The sequence below is a fragment of the Ralstonia pickettii genome (assembly GCF_030582395.1).
GTDB lineage: Bacteria > Pseudomonadota > Gammaproteobacteria > Burkholderiales > Burkholderiaceae > Ralstonia > Ralstonia pickettii_D.
Map to the genome: position 1 here is coordinate 2,455,547 of NZ_CP104381.1, position 22,889 is coordinate 2,478,435.

The 22,889-nt window shown below is 65.5% G+C and carries 22 protein-coding genes and 1 pseudogene; 14 read left to right on the forward strand and 9 right to left on the reverse strand.

All coding sequences use genetic code 11. The features are described from left to right. Positions 1 to 43 precede the first annotated feature (43 nt). Positions 44 to 664 carry a DUF4126 domain-containing protein gene (locus N5B55_RS11885; protein ID WP_027680717.1) on the forward strand — a complete coding sequence of 207 codons (621 nt, stop codon included), beginning with the start codon at positions 44 to 46 and terminating at the stop codon, positions 662 to 664. Between the two features lie 770 nt (positions 665 to 1,434). On the opposite strand, the gene icd is transcribed toward N5B55_RS11885, so the two are convergent. After that, a complete protein-coding gene (icd, locus tag N5B55_RS11890; RefSeq protein WP_004631917.1) occupies positions 1,435 to 2,685 on the reverse strand; it encodes an NADP-dependent isocitrate dehydrogenase in 1,251 nt (416 codons plus the stop codon). 259 nt (positions 2,686 to 2,944) lie between these two features. Next, positions 2,945 to 3,427, reverse strand: coding sequence for a sugar dehydrogenase complex small subunit (locus N5B55_RS11895; protein ID WP_304538273.1), 483 nt, complete (start codon positions 3,425 to 3,427; stop codon positions 2,945 to 2,947). Between the two features lie 276 nt (positions 3,428 to 3,703). On the opposite strand from N5B55_RS11895, the gene N5B55_RS11900 reads away from it, so the two are divergent. The 5 genes from N5B55_RS11900 (at position 3,704) to N5B55_RS11920 (ending at position 8,471) form a co-directional block, all read left to right on the forward strand. Continuing rightward, positions 3,704 to 3,913, forward strand: a complete 210-nt coding sequence (locus N5B55_RS11900; protein WP_009241324.1) for a hypothetical protein — start codon at positions 3,704 to 3,706, stop codon at positions 3,911 to 3,913. 156 nt (positions 3,914 to 4,069) lie between these two features. Further along, on the forward strand, positions 4,070 to 5,584 hold the full coding sequence (locus N5B55_RS11905; protein WP_304538274.1) for a metallophosphoesterase: 1,515 nt from the start codon (positions 4,070 to 4,072) through the stop codon (positions 5,582 to 5,584). Continuing rightward, on the forward strand, positions 5,581 to 6,921 hold the full coding sequence (locus N5B55_RS11910; protein ID WP_304538275.1) for a cytochrome-c peroxidase: 1,341 nt from the start codon (positions 5,581 to 5,583) through the stop codon (positions 6,919 to 6,921). Before N5B55_RS11905 ends, N5B55_RS11910 begins: the two co-directional genes overlap by 4 nt. Positions 6,922 to 7,011: 90 nt before the next feature. Further along, positions 7,012 to 7,473, forward strand: coding sequence for a DUF192 domain-containing protein (locus N5B55_RS11915; RefSeq protein WP_304538276.1), 462 nt, complete (start codon positions 7,012 to 7,014; stop codon positions 7,471 to 7,473). Positions 7,474 to 7,511: 38 nt separating this feature from the next. Next, entirely contained in the window at positions 7,512 to 8,471 is a 960-nt protein-coding gene (locus N5B55_RS11920) for an MBL fold metallo-hydrolase (protein ID WP_304538277.1), read from the forward strand. Here the strand turns inward: N5B55_RS11920 and N5B55_RS11925 are convergent. From N5B55_RS11925 to N5B55_RS11935, 3 genes are all read right to left on the reverse strand, one after another. Then, a complete protein-coding gene (locus tag N5B55_RS11925; RefSeq protein WP_178960572.1) occupies positions 8,468 to 8,935 on the reverse strand; it encodes an MliC family protein in 468 nt (155 codons plus the stop codon). The two genes, N5B55_RS11920 and N5B55_RS11925, sit on opposite strands and share 4 nt — an antisense overlap. 33 nt (positions 8,936 to 8,968) lie before the next feature. Beyond that, complete coding sequence (locus N5B55_RS11930) at positions 8,969 to 9,934, reverse strand: LysR family transcriptional regulator (RefSeq protein ID WP_012762713.1); 966 nt, start codon at positions 9,932 to 9,934, stop codon at positions 8,969 to 8,971. 64 nt (positions 9,935 to 9,998) lie between these two features. Beyond that, positions 9,999 to 10,907, reverse strand: coding sequence for a LysR family transcriptional regulator (locus N5B55_RS11935; protein WP_012762714.1), 909 nt, complete (start codon positions 10,905 to 10,907; stop codon positions 9,999 to 10,001). 73 nt (positions 10,908 to 10,980) lie between these two features. Here N5B55_RS11935 and N5B55_RS11940 point away from each other — a divergent pair, with 73 nt between their 5' ends. Next, positions 10,981 to 12,537, forward strand: coding sequence for an MFS transporter (locus N5B55_RS11940; RefSeq protein ID WP_304538278.1), 1,557 nt, complete (start codon positions 10,981 to 10,983; stop codon positions 12,535 to 12,537). Between the two features lie 9 nt (positions 12,538 to 12,546). On the opposite strand, the gene N5B55_RS11945 is transcribed toward N5B55_RS11940, so the two are convergent. Continuing rightward, on the reverse strand, positions 12,547 to 12,957 hold the full coding sequence (locus N5B55_RS11945) for a DoxX family protein (RefSeq protein WP_012762716.1): 411 nt from the start codon (positions 12,955 to 12,957) through the stop codon (positions 12,547 to 12,549). Positions 12,958 to 12,991: 34 nt separating this feature from the next. Next, complete coding sequence (locus tag N5B55_RS11950) at positions 12,992 to 13,876, reverse strand: LysR family transcriptional regulator (RefSeq protein WP_065859753.1); 885 nt, start codon at positions 13,874 to 13,876, stop codon at positions 12,992 to 12,994. A 123-nt stretch (positions 13,877 to 13,999) separates the two neighbouring features. On the opposite strand from N5B55_RS11950, the gene N5B55_RS11955 reads away from it, so the two are divergent. The 4 genes and pseudogenes from N5B55_RS11955 to dapA all read left to right on the forward strand — a co-directional run bounded on the left by N5B55_RS11955 (position 14,000) and on the right by dapA (position 18,106). Next, complete coding sequence (locus tag N5B55_RS11955) at positions 14,000 to 15,628, forward strand: gamma-glutamyltransferase family protein (protein WP_304538279.1); 1,629 nt, start codon at positions 14,000 to 14,002, stop codon at positions 15,626 to 15,628. Between the two features lie 103 nt (positions 15,629 to 15,731). Continuing rightward, positions 15,732 to 16,736: pseudogene (locus N5B55_RS11960) on the forward strand (MFS transporter). 129 nt (positions 16,737 to 16,865) lie between these two features. After that, complete coding sequence (locus N5B55_RS11965; RefSeq protein ID WP_178960573.1) at positions 16,866 to 17,213, forward strand: hypothetical protein; 348 nt, start codon at positions 16,866 to 16,868, stop codon at positions 17,211 to 17,213. An 8-nt stretch (positions 17,214 to 17,221) separates the two neighbouring features. Beyond that, complete coding sequence (gene dapA, locus N5B55_RS11970) at positions 17,222 to 18,106, forward strand: 4-hydroxy-tetrahydrodipicolinate synthase (protein WP_009241337.1); 885 nt, start codon at positions 17,222 to 17,224, stop codon at positions 18,104 to 18,106. 16 nt (positions 18,107 to 18,122) lie between these two features. Here the strand turns inward: dapA and N5B55_RS11975 are convergent, their stop codons facing one another. After that, on the reverse strand, positions 18,123 to 18,713 hold the full coding sequence (locus tag N5B55_RS11975) for a hypothetical protein (protein WP_178960574.1): 591 nt from the start codon (positions 18,711 to 18,713) through the stop codon (positions 18,123 to 18,125). A gap of 315 nt (positions 18,714 to 19,028) precedes the next feature. Between N5B55_RS11975 and ypfJ the strand changes: the two genes are divergently transcribed. Next, on the forward strand, positions 19,029 to 19,913 hold the full coding sequence (ypfJ, locus tag N5B55_RS11980) for a KPN_02809 family neutral zinc metallopeptidase (RefSeq protein WP_304538280.1): 885 nt from the start codon (positions 19,029 to 19,031) through the stop codon (positions 19,911 to 19,913). A gap of 8 nt (positions 19,914 to 19,921) precedes the next feature. Here ypfJ and N5B55_RS11985 read toward each other — a convergent pair whose 3' ends face one another. Then, positions 19,922 to 20,668 (reverse strand): SDR family oxidoreductase, encoded by a 747-nt coding sequence (locus tag N5B55_RS11985; protein WP_304538281.1) that lies wholly within the window; start codon positions 20,666 to 20,668, stop codon positions 19,922 to 19,924. A gap of 137 nt (positions 20,669 to 20,805) precedes the next feature. Here N5B55_RS11985 and N5B55_RS11990 point away from each other — a divergent pair, with 137 nt between their 5' ends. Beyond that, a complete protein-coding gene (locus N5B55_RS11990; RefSeq protein WP_304538282.1) occupies positions 20,806 to 22,281 on the forward strand; it encodes a DNA-3-methyladenine glycosylase 2 family protein in 1,476 nt (491 codons plus the stop codon). Positions 22,282 to 22,294: 13 nt separating this feature from the next. Continuing rightward, positions 22,295 to 22,843, forward strand: coding sequence for a methylated-DNA--[protein]-cysteine S-methyltransferase (locus N5B55_RS11995; RefSeq protein WP_304539791.1), 549 nt, complete (start codon positions 22,295 to 22,297; stop codon positions 22,841 to 22,843). The last annotated feature ends 46 nt before the right edge of the window (positions 22,844 to 22,889 follow it).

Below are 22,889 nucleotides of genomic sequence, written 5' to 3' on the forward strand. Positions count from 1 at the left end.
GATTGACCGTTCGCCCGCCCCTTCTTCGCTCCCAAGGAACCTCATGCTGGAAACCGCCGCGCTGGCAGCCGGACTCTCCTGGACCAGCGGATTTCGCCTCTACTTGGCCGTATTTGCTGCGGGCGTCCTGGGCCGCACGGGTTGGCTACATTTGCCGCCCGGCCTGCAGATGCTGGAATCGTGGTGGGTGATCGGCCTGGCCGGTGTGCTGGCGGTGGCGGAATTCCTGGCCGACAAGATTCCCGGTTTCGATTCGGTGTGGGATGGCATCCAGACCTTCATCCGCGTGCCTGCGGGTGCGATTCTGGCCGCCGCCGCGTTCGGGCAGCTCGATCCGCAATGGATGGTGGCCGCAGGCTTGATTGGCGGGACGCTGGCCGGCACCGCGCATGCCACAAAGGCCGGCACGCGCGCACTGATCAACACGTCGCCGGAGCCGTTTTCGAACTGGGTGGCGTCGTTCAGTGAAGACGTGGCTGCCAGCGGCGGTTTGTTGATGGCGTTCTTCCTGCCGATTGCGTTTCTGGTGGTGCTGGCGCTGCTGCTGTTGGTATCGGTGTGGCTGCTGCCCAAACTGTGGCGCGGTGTGCGGCGACTGCGCGATGCATTGCGCGGGCGCTCGCCTGGGCCACAATCGCCCGGCACAACGCGGTTGCCGCACTGAGGCACCATCCGAACGCGCAGCGGCGAGAAACAGCATCCGCGCCGCGCATGCGCATCCCCTAGGCAAATTCTGATTTATAGTTTCGCCCCTGCTCAGACGAAGCGGCCATCGGTACACTCGCGCCATCGCTTTCAGTGCCATAGAGAAAGCGATCGAGGTGTGGAAACCTCGGGTATAGCGGGCAAGCGCCGAGCATAGGTGCTTGTCCTCAAACACTATGGCTTGGCTTCGTCTTCCTCCTAGGGCGAGCCAGGCTTGAACGGCTTCGGCCGTGCCGATCGCTGTACCTCGGTTTTCCACCTTGCCTGTGCTCGCCCACCCCTCCACCAAGGGTTGGGCGCGGTTCCGTTCATCAGATGAAAAGGAATGCCGTGACCCGTTCGATCACCAAATCCGCCGATTCCCCGGCTGGCGATTCGCTTACCGAATATCAGAAAGGCGTTGGCGCTGCGCGTGAGTTTTTGCGTGCCCTGTCCCCGCGCGCCGCAGCCCCCGAGCATTCCGCAACGAGCACGGCGGACTCGCCAGAGCAACCCGAACACCCCTGCTGAGCAATGGGCGAGGCCCGGCGCACGGGCCCGCAGCGCCGTTGTTGCAGCACCGGCGTTGGGGCTTGTTGGCGCTCGCCCACCCTTTTTTTCGCGTGCGAACGCGGCCAGAACTGCGAGCGTCTGCGGATGGCCGTTGGCGGCGCGAAATAAAAAAACCCCGGCCAGCCGAAGCTGCCGGGGTTTTCCTTAGCATCACGGCCGAAGCCGCGAAGCGCGTGCTTACATATTGTCGATCATCACTTGACCGAAGCCCGAGCACGACACTTGGGTCGCGCCTTCCAGCAGACGGGCGAAGTCATACGTGACCTTCTTCGACAGGATCGACTTCTCGATCGACGAGATGATCAGGTCAGCGGCTTCCGTCCAGCCCATGTGACGCAGCATCATTTCAGCCGACAGGATTTCCGAACCCGGGTTCACGTAGTCCTTGCCTGCGTACTTGGGAGCCGTGCCGTGGGTGGCTTCGAACATCGCCACCGAATCCGACAGGTTGGCACCCGGGGCGATACCGATACCGCCAACTTGTGCAGCCAGGGCGTCGGAGATGTAGTCGCCGTTCAGGTTCAGCGTTGCCACCACCGAGTACTCGGCCGGACGCAGCAGGATCTGCTGCAGGAAGGCGTCGGCAATCGCGTCCTTGACGATGATTTCCTTGCCCGTCTTCGGGTTCTTGAACTTGCACCACGGGCCGCCGTCGATCAGTTCGGCGCCGAATTCCTTCTGTGCCAGCGCGTAGGCCCAGTCACGGAAACCACCTTCCGTGAACTTCATGATGTTGCCCTTGTGCACGATCGTGACCGACGGCTTGTCGTTGTCGATCGCATACTGGATGGCCTTGCGCACCAGACGCTCCGTGCCTTCGCGCGAAACCGGCTTCACGCCGATGCCCGACGTTTCCGGGAAGCGAATCTTCTTCACGCCGAATTCGTCTTGCAGAATCTTGATCAGCTTCTTGGCCTTGTCGCTCTGGGCTTCGAATTCGATACCGGCGTAGATGTCTTCCGAGTTCTCACGGAAGATGACCATGTCGGTCTTCTCCGGCTCTTTGACCGGCGAAGGCACGCCCTTGAAGTAGCGCACCGGGCGCAGGCAGACGTAGAGGTCCAGCTCCTGGCGCAGCGCCACGTTCAGCGAACGGATGCCGCCGCCCACCGGCGTCGTCAGCGGGCCCTTGATGGACACCACGTAGTCCTTCAGGACTTGCAGGGTCTCTTCCGGCAGCCACACGTCCGGGCCGTACACCTTGGTCGACTTCTCGCCGGCGTAGATTTCCATCCAGGAAATCTTGCGCTCGCCCTTGTAAGCCTTCTCAACCGCCGCGTCGACCACCTTGATCATCACCGGGGTGATGTCGAAGCCGGTGCCGTCACCTTCGATGTACGGAATGATCGGGTTGTTCGGAACGTTGAGGGAGAAGTCTTGGTTGACGGTGATCTTCTCGCCGGCCGGGACCTTGATGTGTTGATACATGGACGACTCCAGTGCAGACCGCAGGTAGCGGGTGGACGGTGGGGGTTGACAGCACAGCGCGCCGCTCTCGGGTTGGCCGGCGTGGCGCACTGCAATGAACTGGCGATTCTAACGGCCTACGATGACGCGCTCACGATGCACCGCACAAATCTCACATCCCGCGCAGGCCGCAACTCTTATATAAGACACAAGAGTGAATTTCGCATTATGCCGGAAAATTTCACCATCCGCCATACTCCTGCACTTGGCGGCGCTGCTGTCAACTGGCGGGCAGACAGGCGTCGGAAGCCCGGCCGATCCGGGCTCGGGCATCGATCGATCCGGGGTCCGCTCCCAGCCGGGCATTCCAGGCATCCGCCAGTCGGGCCAACGCGGCGCGCAGGTCGAACGCGTTGTCGGCGTCGAGCAAACGCATAAGGCCCACGCCGTCCAGGCCAGGATTGCGCCGGACCAGCCATGCAAGCGTCTGGATGTGTTCGGCAAAGCGATCGCCAGCCTGGTGCAAATGGCTGAAACAGGCTAGACCGGCCTGGCGGTCCAGCGGAGCGCCGCAGAGCGTCTGCGACACGAGCATGAAATCGTCGAGAGCGGAATCGCCATGCGAAGGCGGACGGAAGCCAGGCACCGCGCCGAGCAGAAGCAACGTACCGCAGCCGAGGACAAAATCGCGGCGCCGGAAGTGAGCAGGCTTGGTGGGCTGGGCGGCCCCTGTGGGGCGGAGGGACGTCGGCGGAATAGACACGGTGGGCCTTGGGCAAAATCGGCTCGCAGTTTCAAGGCGCGGGCGCCGTCATCCAATCAGACCGGTCCGAAATGCTGCCGCGGCACACCGGGCACTGGGCATCTTTCTTGCGCAGCGCAACATGCGCCACATGGCGGATCAGGGCACCGAAGCTTTTGCCCCACCTCACAAAAAATTCAACGCGACATGTCAACGCGCCTGTAACGGGCTGCGTTATTGCAGATGACTCATTTAGCGGGTCGTTGGTTAACTCACTGATCTATAAAAGGATTCACCATGAAGAAGCTGATCGCTGCCCTGATCGCCGGCCTGTTCGCCACCGGTGTGTTCGCCCAAGCCTCCGCTCCGGCTGCTGACGCAGCTGCTGCTCCGGCTGCTGAAAAGGCTGCCCCGAAGGCCAAGAAGGCCAAGAAGCACCACCACAAGAAGGCTGCCAAGAAGGCTGCTGACGCTTCGGCTCCGGCTGCTGACGCCGCCAAGCAATAAGCTTGTGTTTCTGCCGGGCCCGCGTGGCTCGGCCGATACAGAAAAAGCAGGTGCTTATGCATCTGCTTTTTTTTTCGCCCTCGCCTGCTGTCAAAATAGCGCCATCAAGCTTGAGTACCTTGCCCACTCCTCACAACAAGAAACAGGGATGGCGCAATGGAATTCCGATCGATGTTCGCTCCGGTGCGACGAAAACGCACCGTGTTCACGATGCTCTCTCTTGCCGCGCTGGCCGCTGCCGCTGTGATTGCAGGCTGCGGTGGCTCGTCGTCCGATTCGACGCCGGTATCGACGGCCACGCCGTCGGATGCGGCCACGGCTGACGCCAACATTCAGGCCGCATGGGTGGAGATCGGCGACAGCAACCAGGCTGTCGTACGCGCCGTCACGAGCTATACGAACAGCGCCTCGCCCGTCGACAGCTCGGTCTGCCCGCTGCTGACGGTGGACGGCACCTCCACGCGCATGACGCTGCGTGTGGCGGCCGGCACGCCGGCGCAGCGCACCACGGCCAGCGCCGCCAGCGATTCGAAAGCCTCGTCGTTCCCTGTGAATGCCTGCGAAGCCACCGTGGCCTCCACGGCCAAGGCCGCGTCGATCGGCTCGCGCGTGCTGCCGCTGCCCAAGGCCAATCCGCAGCGCGTGGTGATCCTGGCGGACACCGGCTGCCGCATGAAAAAGTCGAGCAACACGTTCCAGTCGTGTAACGACTCGCTGTCGTGGCCGTTTGCGAGCGCTGCTGCCACGGCCGCCAAGATGAACCCGGACCTCGTCCTGCACGTGGGCGACTACCACTACCGCGAAAACGCCTGCCCGCCTGACGTGGCCGGCTGCCAGGGCAGCCCCTGGGGATACGGCTGGGATACGTGGCAGGCCGACCTGTTCCAGCCCGCCGCTCCGCTGATGGCTGCGGCCCCGTGGGTGCTGGTCCGCGGCAACCACGAGGAATGCGCGCGCGCCGGCCAAGGCTGGTACCGCTTCCTGGATCCACGTCCGTACTCCACCGCCCGCTCGTGCGACGACCCGGCCAACGACACCGCTGCTAACGCGTCGGACCCGTACGCCGTCGCCATCGGCAGCGACACGCAGGTCATCGTGTTCGATTCGGCCAAGGCCGGCACGACGGCATTGGCGACGACGGACCCGTGGTTCCAGACCTACCAGAAGCAGTTCAGCACGGTGGGCACGCTGGCCGCCAAGCCGGGCGTGATGTCGATCTTCACGAACCACCATCCGATCCTGGGCTTCGTGCCCATCGCGGGCAGCACGCCGCTGGGCGGCAATGCGGCGCTGCTGTCGGTCATGAACAGCCTGAACGCCACGGCGTATTACCCGCCCGGCGTGCAGGTCGCGCTGCACGGCCACGTGCATGACTTCCAGGCCATCAACTTCACCAGCAACCACCCCGCGACCATCGTTGCCGGCAACGCCGGCGATTCGCTCGACGTGGCCCTGCCCGATCCGTTCCCGGCTATCAGCCCGGCTTCGGGTGTGACCGTTGGCAGCATCTCGCACAACAACTCGTTCGGCTTCATGGTGATGGACCGCCAGCCCGCGCCCGCCAAGGGCTGGTTGTTCAAGGCCTACACCGTAGCCGGCAAGCTGCTGACAACGTGCACGCAGAACGGCACGAGCCTGGTGTGCGACAAGACAGGCTTCGTCGCACCTTGAAGCACCTGCGCACCGCGCTGTGGATTGCCGCCGCACTCTGCTCGGGTGCGGCGGCAGCTGAATCGATCGGCTTGACGCCCAGGCTGGACGCCGTGCCGCCGCCTGCCGAGTCGACCGCGTTCAAGCCGGACCCGAACCTCGTGGCGCTCGGCAAACGGGTGTTTTTCGACCCGCGCCTGTCGGAACCGCAAGGCACGTCGTGCGCGGCGTGCCATGACCCCGGCCGCGCGTTCGCGCCGACGCTGAAGGGCGAGGCGCTACGCATCGGCGTGCCGGCCGGCAGCCGCCCCGGGCACGTGGCGGCACGCAATGCGCCCTCGCTGCTGTATCTGCGCTACATCCCGCATCGCTATTTCTTCCAGGACGACGACGCCAGCTTCCCGTCGCCGTTCGGCGGCTTCTTTGCCGATGGCCGCGCAGACTCCATCCCGGAACAGATTCGCGGCCCGCTGTTCAACCCGGACGAAATGGGCAACCGTTCAGCGCGCGACCTGCAGCGCAAGGTGGCCGGCACCGACCTTGGCGAGGCATTTGCAAAACAGTTCGGCGCCAATGCGGTGCATGAGCCCGAACGCCTGGTCAGCGTGCTGGGCAAGGCGCTGGAGGCCTATTTCCAGAGCGACGAGCTGGCGCCGTTCACCTCCCGCTTCGACGATTTCCTGCGCAAGCGCACGCCGCTTTCGCCCGCAGAGATGCGCGGCCTCGCCCTGTTCCGCAATCCGGACAAAGGCAACTGTGCGTCGTGCCATCTGATGGTGGAATCGTCGTCGCGGCCGGAGCGCTCGCTGTTCACGGATTTCGGCTACGACGCCATCGCCGTGCCGCGCAACCCGCTGCTGCCCGCCAACAAGGACGCACGCCACTTCGACGTCGGCCTGTGCCAGACCGCCCGCACGCTCAAATGGCCGGAGCCCGATCAGTGGTGCGGCTACTTCCGCACGGCGGGCCTGCGCAACGTGGCGGTGCGCCAGACGTTCATGCACAACGGCGTGTTCCGCACCCTGCGCGACACGGTGGCCTTCTATGCCACACGCTCCACCGACCCCGCGCAGTGGTACCCCGGCGGCAAGCGCTTCAACGATGTGCCGGCCAAGTACCAGGGCAACATCAACGTGAATGCCGTGCCGATGAACCGCCGCCCCGGCACCACGCCTGCGCTGACGGAAGACGAAATTGACGACATCGTTGCATTCCTGCGCACGCTCACCGATGCGCGGTATGTGGCGCTGATGCCCGATCCGGCTGCCGACAAGGCGCGCTCCGCGCATGCGCCAAAGGTGGCCGCGAAGACGGTCGCCCTCGAACGTCAGCCTCCCGCGGGCACCAACACGCGGTAACAACTTCGTCGCGCAGCCCGCCGCCGTTTCATTGACGGCGGCGGGCCGAGTGCCGATCATGGAGCGTTTCTTTTCTGATCCGTTCGCGCCATGACCACCCTGTCCCTCCTCTTTGCCGCTCTGTCGCTGGCCGTTGCCGCCACCGGAGCCCTCGCCCAGACACCCGCCGCGCCCACCGCCCCGAATACCGGCCTGCCCGTGGTCGACCTGACCATCGGCATGTACAAGGTCAAGGCCGAGGTGGCGGCCACCCCGCAAACGCGCGAGACCGGTCTGATGTTCCGCAAGACCATGCCCGATACCGCAGGCATGCTGTTCGTGTTCGATGAATCCGCCGGCCACTGCTTCTGGATGAAGAACACCGACCTGCCGCTGTCCATCGCCTTCATCACCGACGACGGCACCATCTCCGACATTGCCGAGATGAAGCCGCAGACCGAAGACAACCACTGCCCCACCAAGGCTGGCAGCTATGCGCTGGAAATGAACAAGGGCTGGTTTGCACGCAAGGGCGTCAAGCCCGGCATGAAGGTGGGCGGGCTGCCGCGCTGAGGCCCACGCCCATACAACAACAGAGAGGAGACGGCCGCATGCACGCCTTCGACAACAAACGTCGCCGCTGGATGCAGCAGGCCGGCGCGCTGGCCGCGGGTGCGGCGTCCGCCGGTTTGCCGCTGCATGCCCTGGCCGCCGATGCGCCCAAGAAGGGCACGCGCTTGATCTTGCTGGGCACGGCAGGCGGGCCCACGCCCAAGAAGAATCGCTCGGCGCCGGCACAGGTGATCGTCATCAACGGCGTGTCGTACGTGGTCGATTGCGGCAACGGTGTCGCACGCCAGTATGTGACGGCGGGCCTCAAGCTCAAGGACATCCGCCACGTCTTCCTCACGCATCAGCACTCCGACCACAACGCCGATTACGGCACGTTGATGCTGCTGGCGTGGGCCACCGACCTGACCGGCCCCGTTGACGCCTGGGGCCCGCCCCCGCTGGCCGCCATGACGACCAAGTTCCTGGAGCTGTACGACTACGACATCCGCACCCGCATTGCCGATGAGGGCCGTCCGCCGCTGGCGCCGATGATTCATCCGCACGAAATCAGCGAAGGCGGGCTGGTGATGCAGGACGCCAACGTGAAGGTAACGAGCGCGCTGGTCAAGCACCCGCCAGTGTCGCCGGCATTTGCGTTTCGTTTTGATTCGGCAGACCGGTCCATCGTCATCTCCGGCGATACGGCACCGAGCGAAAATCTCGTGCGCCTGGCGTACGGCGCCGATGTGCTCGTCCATGAGGTGATGCACCTGCCTTCGCTCGACAAGCTGCTGTCCACCGAGCCGAACGCCAAGACGCTGCGCGAGCATCTGCTGGCGAGCCACACCTCCACCGAAGAGGTGGGCCGCATCGCCACCGAGGCCAAGGTGAAGACGCTGGTGCTGTCGCACTTCGTGCCCGGCGGGTACCCGTATCTGGAAGATTCAGTCTGGCTCGATGCCGTACGCCCGCACTTCAAGGGCGAGATCATCGTCGGGCACGATCTGCAGGAAATTTAAGGCCGGCCGCTGGTGGTTTCGCTGCAATCGCGGTAGAGCTGATTGCGGCCGCCGGGCAGGGTCTCGTCGGCGAGGAAGCCGGTGGGGCCCTTCGTCCACCACACATACTGGCCCGACGCATAGCGCGCACCCGAAGCGGCCATCACGTTGGCAAAGACCAGCGTCTTGCCGTTGAGCGTCATGGCGGCCAGCGGGGTGTCGCCCACCGTCATGTATTTCACGAGCAGCGTCTTGCCGCCTTCGCACGTGTAGCGCACGTCGTGCGGGTCCTTGATCGGCAACGCCGAATACGCACGCGCCTGATCGATGGCCTTGTTGAGACCGGCCTTGGCAAAGTCGAGCGCGGTGTTCAGATCGTCGGACGACATGCCGGGCACCGGCGATTGCTGGGCGGTGGCGATACCGCTAAATGCGCCAGCGCCCAGCGCCAGCCCGAACATCACTGCAGTTGCAATACGACGCATGGATCCGTCTCCTGGAATGGTCAGCGAAACCGGTTAGTCTGCTGCGTCGCTGTCAGGTTCGGTGGGCTTGAGCACAAATGCGGTCGGCTCGACGCGCTGTGGAAGTTCATCGGACAACGCACGCGCGGCTTCGGCAAAGCACTGCACGAGGCTATCCGCCAACGATGACGGCGCATGATGCTCGGCACGCATGGCCCGCACATCGAATGTCTGCGCGGGCTCCAGCGCGAACAGCGCGATGCGCTCCATGCTGCCGGTGGCGGCCGTGAATTGATCGAGCATCGTCACGCCGAGCGACTCCTCCACCAGCGAACGCGCCAACGAATAGGTCTGCACTTCCAACGTCGACTGCGGCGCCAGCCCGCCGCGCGCCAGCGTCTGCCCGACCAGCGAGCCAAGCGAGATCTGGTCTTCCAGTCCGATAAACGGCTTCTCGGCAACGAGCTTATGCAGCGCGCGGCCGTCCGTCTTGCCGCCCACCCAGGCGCGCGGCGCGGCCAGGAGGATGCGGCCCTGGGCGACCGGCGTGGTGCTGATGGCCGGATGCACGGGCGGCGCAAAGGCAAAACCGACGTCGATGTCCTGCGAGAGCAGGCCCTGCACGATTTCAGCGGTGTGGTGCGTGAACACGCGCACCAGCGTATCGGGGTGACGCTGCGAGAAACGCCGCACGGCAGGCGCGAGGATGCTTGGGGCCAGGCTGGGCGTTGCCGCCACGCGCAAGCGCCCGGCGCCCTTGTGACGCAGATTGGCCGACACGCGCCGCACGCGCTCGACCTCCTGATACAGCCGCTCGACTTCGCTGAACAGCTCGAACGCCTCCGCGGTGGGCTGCAGGCGGCCCTTGGTGCGGTCAAACAGGCGGAAGCCGAGTTGCAGCTCGGTGTGCTGCAGCACACGCGTCACCACGGGCTGCGACACGTTCAGCATGCGCGCCGCCTCGCTGACGGTCCCGACCAGCATCACGGCGCGGAAAACTTCAATCTGGCGCAGACGCATGGCCGCCGGTCCTCACAATCCGAATAGGGAAGCGCCGATTGTGACATCCAGCGCCGGTCTTCGGCTAGGCGTGGGCCGGTGTGGCGGAAACGCCCTCTGCCTCCAGCGCGTCCAGGAACACGCGCACCTTGCGCGGCACCAGCTTGCGCGCTGGCATCAGCGCGTAGACGCGCAGCGCGGTCAGCTCGAAATCGGGCAGCACGCGCACGAGCCTGCCGGCCGCGACTTCCGTGTCGCCTACGGAGCGCGCCATGCGTGCCACGCCCAAGCCGCGCACGGCTGCGCGGGCGCGCATTTCGGCGTTCAGGGTCTGCAGGCGCGGCTGGATCGGGACTTCGATCGGCTCAGCCGTCGGCTCGCCGACGGGGCGGAAGGCCCAGCTGGCGTCATCAGGGCCCGAAAGGCAGGGCCAGCCGGCAAGGTCTGCTGGCGTCTTGAGCGGGGGGCGTTCCGCCAGCAAGGTCGGCGACGCATACAAGCCGCGCGGGATCAGCACCACACGGCGCGCCACGAGCGATGAATCCGGCAACACCTGATCGACCATCACGAAGACAATGTCGTAGCCACTGGCCAGCAGGTCAGGCTGCTCCCAAGAGATATGCACCTGAATTTGCAGATGCGGATATTTCTCGAGCGTGCGGCATACGGGTTCGGTCAGGTGCTGCGCACCGACTTCGTACGGTGCGGCGATGCGCAGCGTACCGGCCACGGTCTCGCTGGCGGCGGTGGTGTCGGCGTGCACTTCGCGCAGGCGCTCGAACAGTGGCGCGATGTCGTCATAGAAGTGCGAGCCCGCTTCGGTCAACCGCAACTGGCGCGTGGTGCGGGTCATGAGCCGTACGCCCAGCGCCGCTTCCAGCCGCGATACGGCGGCGCTGGCGGTCGATTTGGGGATGCCCAGCGCCTCGGCGGCGGCGGTGAAGCTGCCGGCCTCCACCACGCGGCAGAAGGTTTCCCAGTCGTTCCACTCCATTGTTCGCATGACTGGACAGTGTTCCTAGAGTTGGCCGTTTATCCGGCTGGCGGGCAAGTTTATGCTCGGGCACATGTCGCTGCAAATCCTCAAACCCGCGTCGCTGCGGGCATTTCCCCACTTTTCTTCGGCGCGCGTCCACGCTTTTGGGCTGGCGATGGGCCTGTCCACGGGACTCGATTTTGTCTCGTCGCAGATGTTCGCCGTGGCGGGCCAGCACATCCAAGGCGGTGTGCATGCGAGCCCAGAGGCGTATCTGTACGCCGTCACAGCGTATGCCGTGGCGGCCGTGGTCGCCAACCTCGCCATCGGCCGCATTGCCGCGCACGTGGGCTACCGGATGTATTCGCTGGTGGGCATCGTGCTGTTCGCCATCGGCTGCGTGGTGTGCGCCGAGTCCAACAACATCGGCGAGCTCGTCATCGGACGGACGATCCAGGGCCTGGGAGCGGGCGGCCTGTTTTCGGCGTCGCGCATTCTGGTGCAACTCACGGCCGAGCCCGACGAGCGCATTCCGCCGATGCTGATGTTCAGTGTCGGCCTGTTCGGGCTGACCACGATTGCACCGTGGATCTGCGCCGAGGTGCTGGAATACAGCGAGTGGCGCGTGATCTTCTGGATCGAACTGGCGCTCGCCGGCGCGGCATGGATGGCGATGTTCTTCCTGCCGCCCGAACACCATCAACCGCGCACACGCGCTGCACGCCGCCCCGATGCGGCGCCGCCACAACAAAGCCAATGGGATTGGATTGGCGTGGGCGCCATGGCCATCGGCGCGCTGTCGTTCCTGATGGGCCTGTCGGAGCTGCGCTACAGCCGTCTGACGGCCTCGCCTGTCATTCCGCTGTTGTTGCTGGGCGGTGCGGCTTCGTTGCTGCTGGCCATCCACCGTCTGCGCACGCACCCCGACCCGTGGCTGGATCTTTCCCGCCTGAACGGCCGCCGCTATCTGTGGGGCATCGGCTTTTACGGCGTCTATTACCTGATGAGCGGGTACTGGTCGTACCTGTTTCCGGCGGTGTCGCAAGGCGGCTTGGGTTTTACTTTTCGCACGACCACGCTATTCCTGATGATCAGCGGGGCGGTGTCGACGGTGGTGGCCGTCGTCATGACGGTCTGGTTGCCGTTCTTCTTCCGCAAGCGCCGCTTCATTGCCATCGGCTTTGCGGTGTATGCGGCAGCCGCGCTGCTGCTGGCGACAAGCCTGATGCCGGGCGCGCCGGACTATGCGTTCTTCCCCGTGTCGGCCCTGGAAGGCGTCACGCCGGGCGCGGTGATGATCCAGGTGGCGATGATGACGTACCTCGATCTCGACCGCGAAGACTTTGCGCACGGCTACCAGATGAAGAACATTGCGCGCCAGTTCGCGACCGCGGTAGGCACGGGGCTGGCGGCGGTGTCGCTGCAGACGCAGCAGGCGGAATCGCGCTCACTCATCGTGGCGCACGTCACACGGTTCACCTCAGACCTGCAAGCTGCCAACCCGCTCACGCCCGAGCGGTTGGCAAGCCTCTCAGCCGAAATTGATCGGCAAGCGACGTTGTTGGCAGGCACGCAACTCTTCAGCTGGTTTGCCGTGGCATGCAGTGTGTTTGCCGTACTCGTGTTGGTGCAGCGCTCGCTGCGCTGAACCCGCGCGCTACGACTTCTGCAAAGCGTACCGTCCGGCCCCCGTCACGGCAAGTAACAGTAGCCCGCCCATGATGCTGAGGTTCTTGTAGAACTGAACCATATTGGCGGTCTGCATGGCGCCTTCGACGTTCCAGAACGTATGGGCGATCAGCGCAGTGCCCAGCACGAAAAGCGCCATCAACAGCGCCAGCGGTCGGGTCCAGAAGCCGATCAACAGGGCAATCCCCACGCCAAATTCCATGACGACAGCGATGGCGGCCGCTACTACCGGCATGGGCGCACCGACCGTCCCCATGTAGCCGACGGTGCCCTGGAAGCCGGTCAACTTGCCCCAGCCGGAAATCAAGAACAGCAGCATCATCAGCACACGACCGAGCAAGATCAACTCGTCGCGCCAGCGTTGAATGAATGCGTCCATAGCAGCCTCCGGAGCCGGTCTTGGTGCTTCAAGTCTAGGCGCTGGATTTGCCAAGTGTGGTTTCGAGCGCATCGAGTACCGCCTGGATCACACGGTGCCGCACATGCTCTTTCCGCTCGATCATGCCGACCGTGCGTACCGGTGTTTGCGGCGGCATGGGCAGCACGCGCAGGGCCGGATCGCTCTCCCAGCTTGCGCGGCGCAGGCGGGGCACCAGCGTCACCCCCACTTGCTGGCGCACCAGCTCGACAATCGCCTCGATTGAATTGACCTCGATGAACTCGTTGACTGCCATGTGCGTCTTGCGCAGGGCGCGGTCGATGAGCGCACCCGTGCGCACCGCGCGGTCGAAGCGCAGGAAGGGATGGGTGCGCAAAACTTCCTCAGCGCGGCCACGCGTATGGCGGCCCGCCACGACTACCAGCGGCTCGGTATAGAGCGGGTGCCACGCAAGGTTGGCAGGCAGGCGCTCAAGATGTTCGACCACCAGCGCGCCATCCAGCTCGCCCGCCTCCACCTGCTCTGCCAGTTCGCCCGATTTGCCGGTGATGAGCTTGACGTCCAGCCCTTTGTGCACCTGCTTGAGCCCTGCCACCGCATGTGCCAACGACCCCATCACCGACACGACCGCGCCGATTGCCACGGCGCCGGACAACTCCGTCTGGGGTTCGTCGCCGATGCGCATGGCGTCGTACAGGCCCAGCAGATGCTCGGCTTGCGGCAGCAGCGCGCGGCCGTGCGCATTGAGCGTGACGGTGCGTCCGGACCGGTCGAACAGATCGCGGCGCAGTTCGGTTTCGAGCGCACGCATCTGCAGGCTTACCGCGGCCTGCGTCAGTGCTACGCGCTCGGCGGCGGCGGCAAACGAGCCGTGGCGAGCCACGGCAACAAAGGTGCGGAGAAAGCGGACGGTACTCACGGAAGGGTCCGGTGGACTCTCAAGTTTCTTTTAAGCTGAATCCAATGAATTTTAACTTTATTAAATCGAGCGCACCGCAAATAATCGTCCGTCAGACCTTCCCGTTTATTCGCGCTTAAGCCCATGTCCCACCGCTTCGATTGGCAGAATCCGTATCCCACCGTCCGCATTCCGCTGTTTGCGCGCAATGTTGTGTCGACGTCCCACCCGCTGGCCGCACAGGCGGGGCTGCGCATGCTGCTCGCAGGCGGCAGTGCCGTCGATGCGGCCATCGCGGCGGCGGCCATGCTCACCGTGGTCGAGCCCGTCTCGTGCGGCCTCGGCAGCGATGCATTCGCAATCCTCTGGGACGGCAAGGAACTGCACGGCCTGAACGCCTCCGGCACCGCGCCGCAGGCGTGGAACCTCGATTACTTCCGCAAGAAATACGGCGAAGATGCCAACGGCAACCCCAAGCGCCCCACACGCGGCTGGGACGCGGTGACCGTGCCCGGCGCCATCTCCGCGTGGGCTGCGTCGCACGAACGCTTCGGCAAGCTGCCGTTTGCCGATGTGCTGGAACCCGCCGCCGAGATTGCCGAGCGCGGTCACACCATCGCGCCCATCGTTGCGCACAAGTGGGCAGCGGCCATTCCGGAGCTGCAGAACCAGCCCGGCTACGCGCAGGCCTTCATGCCGCACGGCCGCGCGCCGGAAGTGGGCGAAAAATTCAAACTGCCCGACGCAGCCGCCACGCTGCGCCGCCTCGGCCAGACCAACGGCCGTGATTTCTACGAAGGCGAACTCGCCGAGCGCATCGCCGCCTATTCGCGCGAATGCGGGGGCGCCATGACCGCACAAGACCTGCGCGACTATCGCCCCGAATGGGTCAAGCCGATCACCAAGCGCTACCGCGGCTACGACCTGCACGAAATCCCGCCGAACGGCCAGGGCATCGCCGCGCTCATCGCGCTCGGCATTCTGGATCGCTTCGATCTTGGCGCCCTGCCCGTCGACTCGGCAGACTCGCAGCATCTGCAGATTGAAGCGATGAAGCTGGCGTTTGCCGATCTCTACCAATACGTGGCCGACCCGCGCTCGATGGAAGTCACGCCCGAGCAGATGCTCGACGACGCGTACCTCGATGCACGCGCCAAGCTCATCGACATGGGCCGCGCGCAGATGCCGAGCTTCGGCATGCCGCGCGCCGGCGGCACGGTGTACCTGACCGCCGCCGACGAGAACGGCATGATGGTCTCGTTCATCCAGTCCAACTACATGGGCTTCGGCTCGGGCGTGGTGGTGCCGGGCACCGGCATCAGCCTGCAGAATCGCGGCTTCGGTTTTTCGATGGACGCGCGCTCGGCCAACGTGGTGGAAGGCGGCAAGCGGCCATTCCACACCATCATCCCGGCGTTCCTGACCAAGGACGGCCAGCCGCAGATGAGCTTTGGCGTGATGGGCGGCGACATGCAGCCGCAAGGCCACCTGCAGACGCTCGTGCGCATGCTCGATTACAAGCAGCAGCCGCAGGCCGCGTGCGATGCACCGCGCTGGAAGGTCAACCGCGATTTCACGCTGGACGTGGAAGGCACGATGAACGCCGAGACCGTCGCCGCGCTGGAAGCACGCGGGCACAAGCTCGAATCGGTGGCCGATCCGTACATGGATTTCGGCTCCGGCCAGTTCATCTGGCGGCTGTCGGACGATGCCGACCACGGCTACGTGGCCGCCAGCGACAGCCGCCGCGATGGCCACGCGGTGGGCTTCTAAGAAAGCCCCGCCGCACCAGCGCGCTGACCCGTCGGACCGGGCGGGCGACGCGCTGCGGTTCCCATAAAAAACGATCCCGGCCGGCACCAAAGGAACCCTCACCATGACCGCACCTTCTGCGGCAGGCGCTGCTGCACCCGCTCGCCCTGCAACCACAAGTGCAGCCCACGCGCGCCGCATCGTCATTTCGTCGTCGATCGGCAACGCGCTCGAGTGGTACGACTTTCTCGTCTACGGCTTCTTCGCGTCCATCATCGGCAAGCTGTTCTTTCCGGCCGATGACGAATGGGTCTCGCTGCTGTTTGCGGTGGGAAGCTTTGGCGTGTCGTTCATCACGCGGCCGGTCGGTGCGATCGTGCTTGGCATGTATGCCGACAAGAAGGGGCGCAAGGCCGCACTGACGCTGTCGATCCTGCTGATGATCATCGGGACGCTGGCGATTGCCGCGATGCCGAGCTATCAGCAGATCGGCATCGTCGCTCCCGTCACCATCCTGCTTGCCCGCCTGGTGCAGGGCTTTGCGGTGGGTGGGGTTCGGCAGCGCGACGGCCTTCATGGTCGAGCACAGCACGCGCGGGCGCGGTTACTACGCCAGCTGGCAATTCGCCAGCCAGGGCATTGCGACCATTCTGGCGGCGGGGCTCGGCGCGCTGCTCACGGCATCGCTCTCGCCGGCCGATCTGGAAGGCTGGGGCTGGCGCTTGCCGTTCATCTTCGGCCTGCTGGTCGGCCCGGTCGGTTTCTACATCCGCCGCCATCTGGACGAGACGCCCGAGTTCGTTGCCGAGCAGAAGAAGACGACCATCGACCCGCAGGCTTCATTCAAAGCGCAATGGACCAACCTGCTGCTAGCGGTGGGCGTGGCCCGATGCCGGCGTTGATGTCGGAGATTTTTCCTACGCGCGTGCGCTCGACCGGCCTGTCGCTCGGCTACAGCCTGGGCGTAACGCTGTTCGGTGGATTCGCGCCGTTCATCGTCACGTGGTTGATCCACACCACGGGCGATACGCTGGCGCCGAGCTACTACGTGCTGACAGCAGCCGCGGTGAGCGGCGTCTCGCTGACGATCATCGCGCTGCGTCGTCGCAGGCAAGTGCACGCTGGCTGAGCATTTACACTTTCTTTACGGAGCGTCACACCCCTTTTTCACGCTTTTTACGAGCGAATCGATACGGTGTCGTCATGTTCAACGACATGGCGACGCGGGCCGTCGCCACCTTCCATCATGGCGCGATCGATGCTCCTGTCTTCGCTGGTTCCGCAATTGCTGCCGCCTTCTCCGGCGGCGGTACCTCGCCCGGTGGCTCTGCCGGCACGCCAGCATGTGTGTCTGCGCGTGACCGTGCCCGGTGACACACCGCATGCGGTTCGGCGGCAGATGCACGCATTGCTTGGCGACGCGCTCGGGCTGTACATCGTGCGGCATGACGCGCGCCGCAAAGCGGTCACCGTGGATCTCGAACTGGCTCACGCAGATGTGGATGCGGTAATCGGCGCGCTGCTGCATGGCTTGCCGCGCGCCACGCTGGGCCGCATTACGCCGCTGCGCACGTCGCACAGGCGCGCGCATGCTGTGCTGCATTGAGGCGTGCCATGTTCTCAGGAATCTGGATTCCGCTGGTCACGCCGTTCCATCATGGACAGGTCGACACCGCCGCACTGCGGCAACTGGTACGCCATTACGAGGGCGCCGGTGTGTCGGGCTTCGTGGCGCTGGGCACGACCGGTGAAGCCGCGCTGCTCTCTCAGATCGAGCGCTACACCGTTTTGGAAACCATCGCGGACGCTTGCGGCGAGCGCACGCCGTTTCTGATCGGCGTCGGCGCGACGGACACACGCGACGTATGCGCGCAGATCCGCCACTACGAGCGATGGAACAGCGCCGGCTACCTCGTGCCCCCGCCGTATTACGTCTGCCCTTCGCAAGCGGGATTGCACTGGCACTACGCACACGTGGCGGCCAGCACGGCCCGCCCCGTGATGCTCTACAACGTGCCCAAGCGCACAGGCGTCTCGATCGCGCCCGATACCGCGCTGGCGCTGGCTGAACAGCCCAACATCATCGCCATCAAGGAATGTGTGGCTGGGCATTTCGGCGCGCTGCAGGATGGGCCGCTGGATGTGCTGAGCGGCGATGACAGCGCGCTGCTCGATTGCCTCGCACATGGCGGCACGGGAGGCATCCTGGCCGGTGCGCATCTGCGGCCGGAATTGTTCGTGGCGCTGGTCGCACACCATCGCGCCGGCCGCATCGACGAGGCCAAACGGCTGGCTGACGCACTGGCACCGCTGGCTGCGCTGCTGTTCGCAGAACCGAACCCGGCGCCGGTCAAGGCGTTGTTGTCAGCGGAAGGACGCATCGGCCCTGACACACGCGCGCCGATTCTGCCGGTGTCGGAGTCGCTGCACCGCCGCCTGCTGGCAGCGATGCGCGCGTTGGAAGATGTCGAAGCGGATTGCCGGTTACGACTCGCCTAGCTGCAGGGAGGACGGATCAGGCGCCCTTGTACCAGGCTGCGTTGAACGGCGCGCTATGGTGCATGTAGCGCGTGCTGCGGTGACGACGGCGGGGGCTGGCCGGGGCGGGCGCCTCGTTTTCCTCCACCGTCTCTCGTTCGGCCACGGTGCGGGCGCGGGGCTGCTGCACTTGCGAGTAGACGCGTTGCTCCATCCGGTCGCGCGCGGCCGCAACCCGATCGGGTGATGCAGGTTGCGTGGCTGCTTCCGTGGGCGCGGGTGCCGCATTCGACGCCGGCGCAGCGGCGTTGGCGGTACCGGTAGCCATGGCCACGCTCATCGCATCGCCGGCCTGCTCGGCCGTCGGTGTGTGGCTGGCGAGGCTCTTCACCCAGGGCGCGTGGTACATCCCCACGTAAATCGCACCCGTCACGGCAATCAACGCAGCGGCCACGCTGCTGAATGCGCCGCCTAACACGACACCCGACACGCGTTCCCACCACGGCTTGGGCCCGGCTGCAGCCTGTTCCACGTCCGACGCCTCAGTCGGATCAACATGGGTAGCGGCCAGATGCGACGGCTCCGTGGCGACGGGGGGTTGAGCAGTGATCGAAGCGGGCAAGCGCATGGTGAGAACTCGACATCATGGAGCGGCAGCGTCATCTTCTGCCGATCGTTATTCGGGAACCGCCGCATGTCATATGTGTGACAGCCGGACGGGGGATGAGCAGCCTTGGTTAGCAAGTTTCTTGCCGGCTTTGGTGCAGCGCCGCAAATTCCCGCAAGCCCTTGCCAATCCTTGCATCTGTGCTGCACGCAGACGATTCGGCAGCGCGGCGGCATGCCCGTATGTACGCACAGCAGGTAGACTTTGCAAAGTTTACCGGGTGTGACATCCGGCTTGACCCTGCCTACTCGCCTCACCGGACTTAAGGAGAACATCGTGCGTTGGGATGACATGCGCGAAAGCGACAACGTGGAGGATGAGCGCGCATCCTCGGGCGGCGGCTTTGGCGGCGGCGGCATGCGGCTGGGCATCGGCGGCATCGCAATCGTCGCTGTGGTGGGCTTGCTGATGGGCAAGAACCCGCTGGAGATCCTCGGCATGGTGATGCAGGTGTCGCAGAATGCACCGACGCAATCCGCGCCGCACAGCCCAGCCCGGCCGACCGGGGAAACCGACAACGACCGCAGCAAGCAATTGGTTTCGCACGTGCTCGGCGACACCGAAGACACGTGGACGCAGCTGTTCAAGCAAGCCGGCCGCGCGTATCAGCCGCCCAAGCTGGTGCTGTTCCGCCAAGGCATCCGCTCGGGCTGCGGCGACGCCACCTCGGCCGTCGGCCCGTTCTATTGCCCGGCTGACACGAAGGTCTATCTCGACCTCGGCTTCTTCGACGAACTGCGCCGCAAGTTTGGCGCGCCCGGCGACTTTGCCGCCGCCTACGTCGTCGCGCACGAGGTGGGCCACCATGTGCAGAATCTGCTAGGCGTGTCGGAAAAGGTCAGCCGCGCGCAGGCCGGCAAATCGCAGGCCGGGGCGAATGCGCTTTCGGTCAAGCTGGAGCTGCAGGCCGATTGCCTGGCCGGCGTGTGGGGCCATTTCGCGCAGCAACGCGGCCTGCTGGAGCGCGGCGACCTGGAACAGGCGCTGACCGCAGCGCACGCCATCGGCGACGACACGCTGCAGCGCAACGCCGGCCGCAGCGTCACGCCCGACGCCTTCACGCACGGCACGTCCGAGCAGCGCATGCACTGGTTCCGCCAGGGCTTCGACGGCGGCGATATTCGCCAGTGCGACACCTTCCGCGCCGGGGCCGACGCCTGATCGCCCAGTCAGCGCCCGCCCGCGCAATCCAGCAGCGCGCCGGTCACGTAAGACGCCGCATCGGAGAGCAGCCAGACGATGGTCTCGGCCACTTCCTGCGGCGTGCCGGGGCGGCCGATCGGCGTGGCGCTGCCCAGGCGCTGAGCGCGATCGGGCTGGCCGCCTGAGGCGTGGATATCGGTCTCGATCAAACCGGGACGGACCGCATTGACGCGCACGCCATCGCGCCCGAGTTCACGCGCCAATCCCAGCGTCATGGTGTCGACGGCGCCCTTGGAGGCGGCGTAGTCGACATATTCGTGCGGCGACCCCAGCCGCGACGCTGCCGACGACACGTTCACCACTGAACCGCCCACGCCGCCGCGCGACGTCGACAGGCGTCGCGCCGCCTCGCGCGCCACCAGAAAGGCGCCCAGCACGTTGGTCTCGAACATCGTGCGCAGCCGGTGGGTTGTCATGTCGGCCACGTCCTGGGCCTCGGCGACGATGCCGGCGTTGTTGACCACGCCGTGCAGCGCGCCAAAGCGTCCGGCCGCCGCTTCGAACAGGGCAATCACATCCTCGTCGCTCGACACATCGCCCTGCACCGCCAGCGCATGGCCGCCGGCCTGCTCGATGAGCCCCACCGTCTCTTCCGCCGCCTGCCGATTGCCCCGATATTGCAGCGCGACAGTCCACCCGCGTTGCGCACACAGCACCGCCGTGGCGCGACCGATACCCCGGCTCCCGCCGGTAATGACGATGGTCTTGGACATGCCGTCTCCCGATGTGTTGTTGTGTTCGCAATTGTGCCGAGATGCCGATGTTTTGGCATGGAGGGATGTGTCCGAATCCGACGAACTCCTGCGACTCGACAGGGCTAGACTAGCTGCCGGCTTCCCCGATCACCACCATGCATCTCGACCACAACGCCTGCTACCACGCCGTGCAGTCGCGCGATCGCCGCTTCGACGGCTGGTTCTTCGTCGGTGTGACATCCACCGGCGTATATTGCCGCCCGGTTTGCGCGGTCCGCACGCCGCTGGAGAAGAACTGCCGCTTCTTCACCACGGCCGCCGCCGCGGAGCGCGCGGGTTTTCGGCCGTGCCTGCGCTGCAGGCCGGAACTGGCACCGGGCCACAGCCTGGCGGAAATGTCGTCCAACCTTGCACGGGCCGCCGCCCGCATGATCGACGAGGGCTTTCTGCAAGAGCACGACCTGGCCGCACTGGCCGCGGCCGTGGGCGTGACCGACCGCCACCTGCGCCGCATCTTCCGCGCCGAGTTCGACGTCTCGCCCATCGAATATGCGCAAACCCAGCGTCTGCTGCTCGCCAAACAGCTGCTGACCGATACCGCCATGCCCGTCGGCGATGTTGCCTTTGCAGCCGGTTTCGGGAGCGTCCGACGGCTGAACAGCGGCTTTACCGAGCATTACGGCTTTGCTCCTACGCGCCTGCGTTCGCGCACGACGGCGCCCCGCGCCGAAGACGGCCCCACGCTCATGCTGGGCTACCGGCCGCCGTTTGCTTGGGACGCCTTGCTTGCGTTTCTGCAGGCACGTGCAGTCGATGGCGTCGAGGTGGTCGACGCTGACAGCTACGCCCGCACAATTGCCGTCGACTACGGCGGCTTGCGGCACATCGGCTGGCTGCACGCGCGCAATGTGCCGCAACGCCACGCAGTGGCACTCACTTTGTCGCCCAGCCTGCTGCACGCCATGCCGCCGGTGCTGGCACGCGCGCGGCGGCTGTTCGACCTCGATTGCCGGCCCGATCTGGTCGATGCGCACCTCGGCACGCTGGCTGCCGAGACGCCCGGCCTGCGCGTGCCGGGCGCCGTGGACGGCTTCGAGATTGCCGTGCGCGCCATCGCCGGGCAGGTCATTTCGTTGGCGCAGGCGCGGCGCATTCTTTCGCGCATGACTGCCGCGTATGGCGTGCCATTGCAGCAATCGCGCGAAGGGCTGTTGGCGGCGTTCCCGAGCGCGGCTGCACTGGCGAACATCGACGCGCAGGCGCTGTCCGCGCAGACCGGTCTGCAGGCCAGCCGCGCTGCCGCCGTCGTCGAACTTGCCCGCGCCATCGACTGCGGCAGGCTGCGGCTCGAACCCCTGGTGCCGCTCGCCCCTACGCTGGCTGCCCTGCAAGCGCTGCCCGGTGTGGGCGAATGGACTGCGCAATACGTTGCCATGCGGGCGCTGAGCTGGCCGAACGCGTTTCCGCTGGGCGACTACGTCTTGCGCAAACGCCTTGCTGACGCCGACGGTACGTTGCCCGGGCGCCGCGCCATGATCGAGCGTGCCGAGCCCTGGGCGCCGTGGCGCGCGTATGCCGCCATGCATCTCTGGCACCGCGAAATTGCGCTCCCCCAACCTGTATCGCATTGAAGAATCGACCGCCATGTACCGCCATATCTTTGCGTGCCCGCTCGGCGATCTGCTCTTGACCGCCACCGAGACTCACCTGACCGGCGCATTCTTTCCCGGCCAGAAAACGATTCCGATGAGCGCCGCGCGGATGTCGCCGGGCGCGGACATCCCGATCATCCGCGAGGCGCAGGCACAATTCACGGCGTACTTTGCCGGCAAGCTGCAGGACTTCGATCTGCCGATGGCGCCTGAGGGCACGCCGTTCCAGCAAGACGTCTGGCACCTGCTGTGCGACATCGAGTTCGGCAATCGCACCACCTACGGCCAGATCACCGCCCGCCTCGGACTTACCCGCGAGCATGCGCGCGCGGTCGGCACCGCCGTGGGCCGCAACCCGATCTCGATTGCCATCCCGTGCCACCGCGTGGTAGGCGCCGATGGTGCGCTCACAGGCTATGCCGGCGGGTTGCCACGCAAGGCCGCGCTGCTGCGGATCGAAGGACACCCCGCGCAGGTTGGCGAACGCCTGCCCATGCCCGGCGACGGCCGGCAAGGCTTGCTGGCGTTGCTGCCTGCATAAAAACCAAATCGCGCGGACAATGCGCGCACAACATCCCAACAACGAT